13 protein-coding genes and 2 pseudogenes are annotated in these 10,407 nt (G+C 41.1%); 10 read left to right on the top strand and 5 right to left on the bottom strand.

The genetic code is table 11. The features are described 5' to 3' along the window. Window positions 1-150: 150 nt before the first annotated feature. Window positions 151-690: a DUF2267 domain-containing protein gene (locus V7K32_RS04115; RefSeq protein ID WP_334990583.1), complete on the bottom strand. Its 540-nt coding sequence runs from the start codon at window positions 688-690 to the stop codon at window positions 151-153. 270 nt (window positions 691-960) lie between these two features. Here V7K32_RS04115 and V7K32_RS04110 point away from each other — a divergent pair, with 270 nt between their 5' ends. From V7K32_RS04110 to V7K32_RS04100, 3 genes are all read left to right on the top strand, one after another. Next, complete coding sequence (locus V7K32_RS04110) at window positions 961-1,626, top strand: hypothetical protein (RefSeq protein WP_334990581.1); 666 nt, start codon at window positions 961-963, stop codon at window positions 1,624-1,626. Between the two features lie 85 nt (window positions 1,627-1,711). Further along, entirely contained in the window at window positions 1,712-2,290 is a 579-nt protein-coding gene (locus V7K32_RS04105) for a hypothetical protein (protein WP_334990579.1), read from the top strand. 483 nt (window positions 2,291-2,773) lie between these two features. Continuing rightward, on the top strand, window positions 2,774-2,974 hold the full coding sequence (locus V7K32_RS04100; RefSeq protein WP_334990577.1) for a hypothetical protein: 201 nt from the start codon (window positions 2,774-2,776) through the stop codon (window positions 2,972-2,974). Between the two features lie 207 nt (window positions 2,975-3,181). Here the strand turns inward: V7K32_RS04100 and V7K32_RS04095 are convergent. Then, window positions 3,182-3,295, bottom strand: a pseudogene (locus V7K32_RS04095) (DUF433 domain-containing protein); the annotation flags it as partial. Window positions 3,296-3,718: 423 nt separating this feature from the next. Between V7K32_RS04095 and V7K32_RS04090 the strand changes: the two are divergent. The 6 genes from V7K32_RS04090 (at window position 3,719) to V7K32_RS04065 (ending at window position 7,758) form a co-directional block, all read left to right on the top strand. Continuing rightward, complete coding sequence (locus V7K32_RS04090; protein ID WP_334990575.1) at window positions 3,719-5,122, top strand: DNA methyltransferase; 1,404 nt, start codon at window positions 3,719-3,721, stop codon at window positions 5,120-5,122. Window positions 5,123-5,133: 11 nt separating this feature from the next. After that, entirely contained in the window at window positions 5,134-6,102 is a 969-nt protein-coding gene (locus tag V7K32_RS04085) for a type II restriction endonuclease (RefSeq protein ID WP_334990573.1), read from the top strand. Next, a complete protein-coding gene (locus V7K32_RS04080) occupies window positions 6,090-6,212 on the top strand; it encodes a hypothetical protein (protein ID WP_334990571.1) in 123 nt (40 codons plus the stop codon). The genes V7K32_RS04085 and V7K32_RS04080 overlap by 13 nt, the downstream gene beginning before the upstream one ends. Before the next feature lie 77 nt (window positions 6,213-6,289). Further along, window positions 6,290-6,520 (top strand): hypothetical protein, encoded by a 231-nt coding sequence (locus V7K32_RS04075; protein ID WP_334990569.1) that lies wholly within the window; start codon window positions 6,290-6,292, stop codon window positions 6,518-6,520. Next, window positions 6,517-6,786, top strand: coding sequence for a ParE family toxin-like protein (locus V7K32_RS04070; protein WP_334990567.1), 270 nt, complete (start codon window positions 6,517-6,519; stop codon window positions 6,784-6,786). The genes V7K32_RS04075 and V7K32_RS04070 overlap by 4 nt, the downstream gene beginning before the upstream one ends. Window positions 6,787-7,176: 390 nt before the next feature. Continuing rightward, complete coding sequence (locus tag V7K32_RS04065) at window positions 7,177-7,758, top strand: hypothetical protein (protein ID WP_334990565.1); 582 nt, start codon at window positions 7,177-7,179, stop codon at window positions 7,756-7,758. Window positions 7,759-7,991: 233 nt separating this feature from the next. Here V7K32_RS04065 and V7K32_RS04060 read toward each other — a convergent pair. From V7K32_RS04060 to V7K32_RS04050, 3 genes and pseudogenes are all read right to left on the bottom strand, one after another. After that, window positions 7,992-8,492 (bottom strand): annotated as a pseudogene (locus tag V7K32_RS04060) (nitrogenase component 1); the annotation flags it as partial. Between the two features lie 69 nt (window positions 8,493-8,561). Next, a complete protein-coding gene (locus tag V7K32_RS04055; RefSeq protein WP_334990563.1) occupies window positions 8,562-8,897 on the bottom strand; it encodes a hypothetical protein in 336 nt (111 codons plus the stop codon). A gap of 644 nt (window positions 8,898-9,541) precedes the next feature. Then, window positions 9,542-9,718: a hypothetical protein gene (locus V7K32_RS04050; protein WP_334990561.1), complete on the bottom strand. Its 177-nt coding sequence runs from the start codon at window positions 9,716-9,718 to the stop codon at window positions 9,542-9,544. Window positions 9,719-9,782: 64 nt separating this feature from the next. On the opposite strand from V7K32_RS04050, the gene V7K32_RS04045 reads away from it, so the two are divergent. Then, a complete protein-coding gene (locus V7K32_RS04045) occupies window positions 9,783-9,992 on the top strand; it encodes a hypothetical protein (RefSeq protein WP_334990559.1) in 210 nt (69 codons plus the stop codon). The last annotated feature ends 415 nt before the right edge of the window (window positions 9,993-10,407 follow it).

Raw genomic sequence — 10,407 nt, 5'->3', positions numbered from 1 at the left:
CTGTGAGGCTGCTAGAGTATGGCATTACTACTTTATACAACTTTTGCGCTCACTTTACTTCAACACAGTAAAAGATGTCAAATGGGTTCTATAGAAAGCCTGTTTGCGATCGTTACTCGCAAACAGACTTCACTTTTTCTATACCTCTAATTAAGCTTGCTCCCAAAGCTCACGGACATAATCAGGGAGCGTGCCAGAAATTTCCTGAATCCGCTCTTGGGAAAGTTGGTCTTTGGTGGCAGAAAATACCGCTTTAACTGCTTGTTCTGGCTCGACTGTTCCGGGAACTCCTCCTTCATTAGCAACCCGCGTCAGAAATAGCTTGGAATCAATTCCAATGGGAGCCGGGCCTGTTAAAGGTTGACGGATTCGACTTAAAAATCTTACCAGGGGATTGGTGTCTTTCCAGAGTTCAGCCACTTCTAACTGGAGTGCTTTTTCATCTGTAGGCACAGCCTGTGTATGCAGTTCTGCCTCGACGCGATCGATTGTGTCTGTGGTCATTAAGTCGCGCATGACGCGAAACACAACTTCGGTAAAGTCTCTTGCATCATACAAATCCGCAAATCCGCTCTTAACCATCACCTTTTCAAGAAATGAGTGATGTTCATCAGCGATCGCAGTTCGAGTATCTTCAATCTCGGTTGGGTCAACTTCTGGAATATTTGTTCTAAAACTTTGATCGGGCATTGTTTTTTGTTTTGGTTATTAATTTTGAGTGTTTATGCTTACTTTATGTAAGGTCGCACAAATCAAAAACCTTTGGAATCTTCCAGAAGTTTGAGATAGTATCTATTCAAAAGTTAGAACTTTATCATTCGACTGGGATTGTTCTTAATTTATTGATAAGTATGCAAGGCATTGTTTTCTTCTATTGCCATCCTAATAACCGTAAATCCTCTGTTGACGCATCAAACAGGTTGTATAAAATAGTGTTTCCTGGCACTAAGATTATAAAAAATGATGCGGAAAAGTCCACTTGTAATTATTGCTGCGGCAATTGCAACAATTGCTGTCGTTGTAGCCAGTAAGTACTTTCTTACGGCGGCAAAATGTGAGAACCAAATAGTTACTTTAAGTCTGCCTCAAATTAAACTCCCTTACAAAACTGAGGATGGTCGAGCCTTGAGTATGGATGGTATTCCAAGGGGACGCTTTAAAATCTCTGCCGACAATGAAATTACCCAAATTGAGTTAAGTGCTGTCATGCTTGATCCCAGCCAAAATTTGATCAAGCAGGTTTTAATGATTGGAGGTAATTTTCCTGATGTTGCAGAGTTTGAATTGTCTGATCGATTCAGCCGAAAAATTATTAGACCCGCTAAAGTTATTGACCGCATCGTTGTACAACCATCAGGCTCCAATACTAACTTTATCTATCTATTTGCTCCACCCGAAGTTACCCGATGGAATGGAAGCAGAATTGTTTCAATTGAATTAGATAACACTATTCCCATAGATCACTTATCTGTTCGCAGGACAAGCACCCAATCCAAAAAATGGGTTGAAGGAGTATTTGTCAGAACTAACGAGCAAATTAAACTTGGATATGCTCGGAAAAATGAAACAAAAGAATACAAAGCTACCTATGTTTATGGTGTGTCTGATGCTTGTCCAAAGGAATAAAATGTTATGCTATGCAAGGTGTTATTTTGTGTTTTAATATTAACAAAGTGAGCGACGCCCTCTTCAGCAGATTGGCAAAAACACTATGGCAAAGCGTAAAAAAAGCAATCTCCAGTGGATTAAAGAAACCCTTGAACTAAAGCCAGATCATCGTTGGGAATCTCCATCAGGCTATAAAATATTTGTTGCGAATCGCGGGGCTGTTCGTTTCAATGTTCCCCAGGATTGGGTTTTTGAGCCACAAGAAAAATCCTTCAAGTTCCTCGATAAAAAACCCCCTAACGATGATTGCTGTCTGGAAGTATCTTTCAATCCTCTGCCACCCAATGATTGGAGCCAGTTTCCGCTAAAATCTACCTTGAAGAAAGTTCTGGAAAACGACAGCCGCAACATCATTGCTAAGGGAGAAATTATTACCGTCAAGCGCCAAACCGCCAAAATTGTCTGGACAGAGATGAAGTTCATTGACACTCAGGAAGAACCACGCGAAGCTTTTTCGCGGACTTGCATTGCTTTGGGGTCAAATATTCAGTGCTTGATTACATTTGATTACTGGGCAGATCAAGCAGAACAATTAATACCCGTTTGGGATGAAGCTATGCGTAGTCTCACGCTAGGGTTGTATATTCGTGACGCTATGACTGGTCTGGCTTTTCCAGACTGAAGCCTAAGAATGATTGCTCAAACTTCCTTGGCAAATATCAGTCAATAACCCCACCCTAAAGAGGGATGGGGCTTGTAAAGAACAAACTTTATGTGTTTGACTAGCCCATTTGAGACGGAAACTCCGATGAAAACGCTATCCTTTTTTGGAGCGGACTGTCGAGATATCTTAGTGTGTATGCACAGGCTGAAGGGGCGTTGCATATTTGGGGGATGAATTAAGATTTTTGAACAAATCGGTTAAGGAAAGAAAGTAAACTGAAAACCTTGAAATATACTTGGCTATAATGCCCAAAAGAGGCTTAACCGAGTAGCATTGAAATCGATTCAAGACAGGCACTCATGCCAAATTGCGGAATTTTTTCACTGATTGTTACAATAGCTCAAAGTGCAATCAATTACTGTTGTTAGGCATGATTGTAATCAGCTCAATCATCGAGTCCCAAACTTGCTCGAATCAAGCTAACCCCTGGCGTTGTAATGCTTGCACAAGGAAATTAGTTATACCGCGTTGCTGAGTCAGGTTGTAATACTCGCCGTAGGCTCTGATCCTCTGCTGGGGGTACAAACTGGGGTTAGGATTTTGGAGGGAGACGGTGCGATCGCTAAATGCACCATAGTAAATCCCTTGCAGACGAACGCTTTTAAGGATTTAGCGATCGCCGGACAGGTACAAAATATTTGAGAGTAGATTGCTGTGATGCTTCGTTACGTCCTTGTCCTGATCCTTGTAAGTTAGTGCGACGCCGAGCCCGTCGTAGATATAGCAACAACAGTCTACTTCTTTTACTGCGATCGCACTATCCCATAAATTAGTTTTATTAACGCGCAATCATGGGGATTTCAGCAGACTAGCCGGATTGTTCATTGAGGTAGTAACAGTCCATGAGAACATACCAACTGCCAACCAGCCGAGAACATCGTACACGGTAATTCGCATCCGTCGAATACAAGGTTTACCACCTCGCTTGTCCGGTTCAATTGTAATAATATCGTGATAGCTCATCGTGATTATAAACTGCATAACATCTTTCTAAGTCTAAAACAGCTTCACATCGCGGTGCAACGAAGCTTAGTGTTACTGCGATGTCTATGACGGGCTATTCGGCATGGCACTATCTCGTAAATTAGTTTTAATAACGCGCAATCATCGGGATTTGGGCAAAGTACCCGGATTGGTAATTGAGGTAGTTTAATGCGATCGCCTAGTTTATTGTCGAGTGAGTGCGTAGGCGAAGCCCCTCGCAGACATCGCTACAAGGGGTTACTTCTTGTGCATCTCGCACACCATTCCTAAATATACAGTGACTTTTTGTAAAGTTTGGGCTAATCATATATCTACCCCTAAAATTTAGAACTATACTAACTTGACTAGTTAATTCTCTAGGAAAATTTATCTGTGATCAGCCTAGCAAGTGTCTCCAATACCGTGTCTGAAGTGGAAAGTGATGGTTTAGGTGAAATTGACAACCTTGATAGGCAACTGTATCAGCGCTTCCAGAATAAATTTTTGGTTCATCCTTCATTGACGCGACTTATTGTTAGTTTCCAAGCAAACAAAACTAGACCTATCTATCGATGGTATAAATATAAAGAAGCTTTTTCTGCATCTCTTATAGAATATTTATTACAACAATATAAAATTACTCAAGGCAAGGTTATAGACCCATTTGCAGGCAGTGGAACTGCGCTATTTGCTGCTAGGGAAGCTGGAATTAATGCTGATGGTATTGAATTATTGCCTATTGGTCAACAAATAATTAATGCTAAAAACCTTTTAGATTCTGAATTCACTCCTGAAGATTTTGAAAGGATAAAAGATTGGTCAAGATTACAGGTTTGGAAGCAGTGTGAGCAGAAAAAACACTTACCAGAATTGAGAATCACAAAAGGAGCTTATAGTGAACTAACTAGAACTGCAATTGAGCAATATCTTGAAGCTTGCAAAGTAGAAAATAATAGAGTCCAAGCAGTTTTAAACTTTGTCTTACTGTGCGTTTTAGAATCAATAAGTTACACACGTAAAGATGGACAGTACCTACGTTGGGATTATCGTTCCGATCGTAGACAGAGCAAGAAAGCTTTCAATAAAGGCGAAATTCTAGAGTTTGATAATGCGATCGCCAATAAAATAAGTGAAATTATTGATGATTTACTACCTTCTACACAACAAGTTGAGCTTTTCCCAATTAAAAATTCTCAAGGTCAAATTCATCTTTATGGAGCCTCTTGTTTTGAGATTATGCCGCGCCTAGCCAATTCCGTATATGATGCAATTATTACATCCCCACCCTATTGCAATCGATACGACTATACTCGCACCTATGCACTAGAACTAGCTCTACTTGGTATTTCTGAAAAGGAGTTAATTAACCTTCGTCAGGAAATGCTAAGTTGTACAGTTGAAAATCGCCCCAAAGATTTATTGACTATCAACTCAGACTGGAAAACAGCCTTAACTATTGCTGATTCACAGAATTTATTACAGGCTATCTTGAAATATCTAGATAGCCAAAAAGCAAAGGGTGTGTTGAATAACAATGGTATACCAAGAATGATCAGAGGATATTTTTATGAGATGGCGTGTGTAATACAAGAATGTTTTCGTGTTCTTAAATCAGGAGCACTTCTATTCATGGTTAACGACAATGTTCGCTATGCAGGCGCAAGCATTTCAGTAGATATGATTCTCTCTGATTTCGCTCAACAGCTAGGTTTTGTTATTGAAAATATCCTTGTTTTGCCAAGTGATAAAGGTAATAGTAGCCAGCAAATGGGAAATCATGGACGCAAACCATTACGGAAGTGCGTTTATGTGTGGAAAAAGCCATAAATTGAATTCCTATGTGTTCCTATCGTAATCATCTTCAATCCATTGATGATCTGATAACAACTTATGAAGCAATCCGTGCAGGTTTTGTGGCTCTTGCACTGGAGAAAAATCGACGTGCTACGCCATTCGTTGCAGAAGCAAGGGTACTTAAAGAAGCTGCTGCTCAAGCTGAGAGTCCTGTTGAATTACTAAAGATTAAGGGCATCGAGATGGGGCTGTTAACTGCGGCAGGCTTATCTGATAAATCTCTAGCGCACCTGATGTCAGAAGATAAAGTAGAAGCTATAAATGGTCTAATCAAAAATTTTCTTGAACCAGCAGGTACAAACTTTCCAGAAGAATTGGTTTTTAGATTTTTGCTGACTCGTGGTGACACACTTGGTGGCTCAATGCGAAATGTTGGAGGCGCGTTGGCACAAAGAAAGCTGACTCGTGCAATTCTTTCGACTCTGGCGATCGCAGGTACGAGATACCACTGGCAACACTCAAAGAGTAAAAAGTGGATTGCCATGACAAATAATGACTCAGAAATTGAGTTATCTTTACGGGGAATAAGCTGGGAAAGTGAGATTGGTAATCGCACACTAATTTATAATCTGACTGTGCCGCTAGTTAGAAGTAATGTGGATCTATGTTTGTTTAACCTAGCCCCAGCAGAGTTAGTAGCCAACAAATCTAGCGCTATTGAACCATCTGTAGTTGCACCATACGTTATCGCCCTTGGTGAACTTAAAGGGGGTATAGATCCCGCAGGTGCAGATGAACATTGGAAAACTGCACAAGCAGCACTAAATCGTATCCGTGAAGCATTTTCTAGAGTAGGGCATTCACCTCTTACTTTTTTTGTAGGATCAGCGATCGCCAGAAGGATGGCAGGCGAAATCTGGAATCAATTGGAAAACGCCACTCTCAGTAACGCTGCTAATCTAAATCAAGAGAACCAAGTTGCATCTATTTCTCGTTGGTTGTGCAGTTTATAAAGGTGTATCTGCTGGTGATGATTGTGTTCCCCATCACGCGATCGCATCCCCTCATCATGCGATCGCGATCGCCACCGGAAAGGGCAGCAACAGTAATTAAAAATTTGTAACCCACGCCAGCAGCAATCTTGATATCCGTTAAAATTAAGAAACTGTATGAAATTGCGGTGTTTACTGCTATTGAGCTATGACTGAACTACTTCGACAAGCGATCGCCCAAATCGAAAAACTTCTACCCGATCAGCAAGATGCAATTGCAGCTAGGCTTTTGGCAGAAGTGCAAGATGAGCAAAACTGGGAAAATCGTTTTGCCGCGACGACGGATGCTCAGTGGGATCAGATGGCTGCAATGGTACGAGAAGAGATCGCAAGTGGCGAAACAGTTCCACTTGATACTGTTTTTCCACCTCAAAAATGAAATCAAGTGTAACCAAAACCTTTCGTATGCAGTTGAGCGATCTTCCTGTATCAGTTCAGGGACAGGCTGCAAAAGCCTATGCACTCTGGCAAGCAGATCCGTATCACCCTAGTCTTCAATTTAAGCCAGTTAGCCAGAGACAACCGATTTACTCTGCTCGTGTCAGTCTTAACTATCGTGTTCTGGGTTTGTTGGAGTCCGATCGCAGTTACTGGTATTGGATTGGCGCACATGATGAGTATGATGAGCTGCTTAAACGGATGTAGCCTGAAGCGAATATTAATAGAGGTAGTAACAGTTTAATGCGATCGCATTAAACTGCTTGTCGAGTGAATGCATAAGTGTAGACCGTCGTAGACATCGCACCAACAGCCTACTTCTTATACATCTCACAAAATTCCTGTACTTAGTGTGAAGCTTTAACGTTGTCGGATTGCAATTTAAATATTTACTATGTGTTTATACTGTTATGAGTTCTGCTGTAGTTTAGTTATTATCAAAAGTGATTAATTAAACACGATTAGCTATAGCAATGACTTTAAGCAAACTTTTGCTGATTTAAGAACACCAAGATTAACTTATAATCTTTTCTTGCTAAGATTCTGGTGCTTTTGGTTCATTTCTGCTGCTTACCTTTATCAAAAAATACAAAAATTATGCTAGAACAAATTTTTTTAGGAGTGAATCTTGTTGAAAATATTCTGGATAAACTTCAAGAAGAAGATCGTAGAAAGCATGAGCAAAAATTACAGGAGCTTTTTATTATTGCCGACTCGAATATTCGAGATCAATTTGCAACAGAACTATTAATGGATAAAATTCTTGCTCCAATTGAGAAAGCACAGTTTCAAATTCATGACGCAGCTAAACATGCTCACTATATGGCAGAAGTCATCGGTTATCATTATGCAGATCATGGACTAACTCAGGAGCAAGCCAGTAAGATTAGTAGCCAGTTCCGTTTTTTAGCTGTCCAATTGACAGCAGCCAGTTCTCTTTATAATTTGAAGCTTATCTATAAAGCTATAACAATATTTGTGGATCAGATTGCTGTGTTTAAGCATCGAGAAAGGAAATATTCTATAGAGCGTGAAGTCCGTGAAGGAATTCTAGATCGCTTGAATACTTGCATAGCAAATTATGAGAATTTCCAAAGACGTACAGTTTTATTTTCAGGTAACAGTCAGGATAATAAACTAAATGTTGCTCAATCTAAGTTACCTCTACCACCTAGTTAGAGCTGTTAATCAGTGCCATTGCACCATTTAATCTAAAAAATCGTCATTAAAAATAGTCTTTTATCTTACAGCTTTTCTTTGAGCAAAATGCAAGCAAAATCTAAAAATGAGACTGCATAAGAGTTATATTGTTTAAAGCATCAAAACAGATTATTTTTAGATAACCCTACAACTTGCATTTAGGCTAGAAATAGGCTCTTTATTCTCCCGCCACTAAAAAACCTTGCGTTATATCAATTGTAAGAGCGATCGCTAGGTTCGGAGTAATCCCAAGAGTGCATTTGACGGAAAGGAAGACCCATCTTTTGGAAGACGTACTTCTCTTTCACACCAGAAGCTACTAAATCAGGCTTCAGCGCTTTGATAAATTCCTCGAATTCGTAAGCGGTAACGTCGTCATAAACGATGGTGCCGTTTTCGATGTGGCCAGCGGTACGTTTGTAATCATCGTTATGACCGAACTCATAACCTGTACCAATCATCTTCATGCCCAAGTCTAGGAAGGCTGGGACAACGTGGCGAGGACGTAGACCACCAACCATGATGGCAACAGTCTTACCTTCTAAGCGGGGGCGGTACTTACCGACTACCACATCCATTGTTGGCTGATACTTGGCGATTACCTTCTCAGCGTTTGCTTGGATTGTCTCGTCAAACTTAGAAGCAATTTCCCGTAAAGATTCAGCAATCTTGGTAGGACCGAAGAAATTGTATTCCAACCAGGGTATACGGTAGATTAAAGCTTGAAAACCTTATATGTCAATACTTTTGCAAGTCTGCGTTTAGCGTGGCTTGTTTTTGTCTTAAAGCTTGTGATTTAAACACTCAAAACTACAGTGAAATGGTAATTTGATTTGCAAATTGTGGCTTACTAAAGTAACAAGGCGGGCTGCAACAGTGGCGATCGCTCGCGCTGCGCTGGCATCGACTGGGGAACAGCCACCATCTACATCAGGCGCATGAAACGCGCCAATAACAGCTTTTGCACTCACTGTTAACCCTGGGGTGACTGTTGCACCCACGAACAACGCACGGTTGAAATGGAACCCTATAGGCTTCCTTGGTACGTGTGATGTACGAATGCAGTGTGTCGCAGCTTCGTAGATACGTCGTCGGCCATGTTGAGCATTAAGGTGCAATATGTCATATCGTCGTTAAACAGTCGTAGAAATTATTGGTTTTTTCTATGCTCTCCGTTGTCACTCCTTAAGTCTCTAGAAACGCTATTCGCTGCTATAACATTTCAATCCCTACTAGGAATGTAACCACCCTATGGGTGGAAAATCTTACCAACTCATTACAAGCCTTGCTACACCCCATGTTGCGCTATGCGAAATATTAACTCAAGCTATTCGCTATAACGCTCTATAACAGCAGCCGTGTAAGCAGCAGTTTTCGCGTGGTTTGGCTCTCGGAGATGTTAATATCTCCGAGCAATTCTGGCGTGGTTTAAAAACCATGTAATGCGTGTGCAAACCCTATGGGTTTATGTTGTAGCGCGTCACTGCCAAAAACCTATGTTGCGGTATACAAGGGATTAACCTTCGCTCAAGCCTATAACGCTCTATAACAGCAGTTGTACATGCAATTTCCGCGTGGTTTGAAAATCTACAAAAATTTGCAAAACACATACACTCATATACCAGTGTATTGTCTTTCTTTGAGAAGATTCTCCGCGCTGCAAAAATTTGCAAAACACAAAGACTGGTATATCAGTCTATTGTCTTTATTTGACAAAAAAAAGTACTGTTAGAACTGCATTACTGGGCAGTAGTAAAAATCCTTAACCAGCTATCGCTAATCGAGAGTGCAGCAGCAAGTTACTGCGTTGCATCCGAACGCACACTGTACAGCAGTTCTCTTTACCATCAAATTTTTGCAACGGCAGAGCGTGAGTTGCACGCATTTTACGACCGCACAAAGTAAACCAAGTTGCCGAACCACGTTTCTCGCGATCCATTAGGTGCAGCACTCCGTTTTCGCTTATCCGCCTTCCTTCTACATCCATCTCAATACACCCGTGTTTGAGTTTATATTACCCGTCTGCGATCGCTCGACGTTTTTTTACGCAATCGGCAGAGGCTGGTCTTGGTGCTGCACGTTGCGGCAACTTCCAACTTCAACTTACAACTTCATTAGCTAGCTTTTGGAAGTCGGAAGTTGGGAGTTGGAAGTTACCAAAATTAAATTACGATCGCCTACGCTGGGCAGGTACATCGTCGCGTTGTCGTTGAGTGAAACTCGGTTAAGGGTTAAGCCTCAATCGGGAGAGTTAGCGATCGCGTTGTAGACAATTTACGCTAGCCTTCAGCGATCGCACGACGTTTTTGTACACAATCGGCGGCGGCTGGTCTTGCTGTTGCACGTTGAGGCAACTTCCAACTTCAACTTACAACTTCATTAGCTAGCTCGTGGAAGTCGGAAGTCAGCGTTCTCCTGCTTTGCTCAAGCGTTCTCCTGCTTTGCTCAAGTGTTCTTCTGCTTTGCTCAAGCGAACATTTATTTTTTTTATCCATTTTTCAAGAAATTTATCCCACTCGTCTGTATGCTCTTGTCTGTGCGTTCGCTGATTTTGAGGCAGTAAAAGGAATTAATTGCTTTATCGGTAAGGGTTAAGACGATTTTTCAAGCAAAGGTATTATGAGAGAG

Origin of the sequence: Nostoc sp. (assembly GCF_036917635.1) — a bacterium.
Taxonomy (GTDB): domain Bacteria; phylum Cyanobacteriota; class Cyanobacteriia; order Cyanobacteriales; family Nostocaceae; genus Nostoc.
Note: the sequence above shows the minus strand (reverse complement) of the source record. Positions and strands in the feature narration are given on the sequence as shown.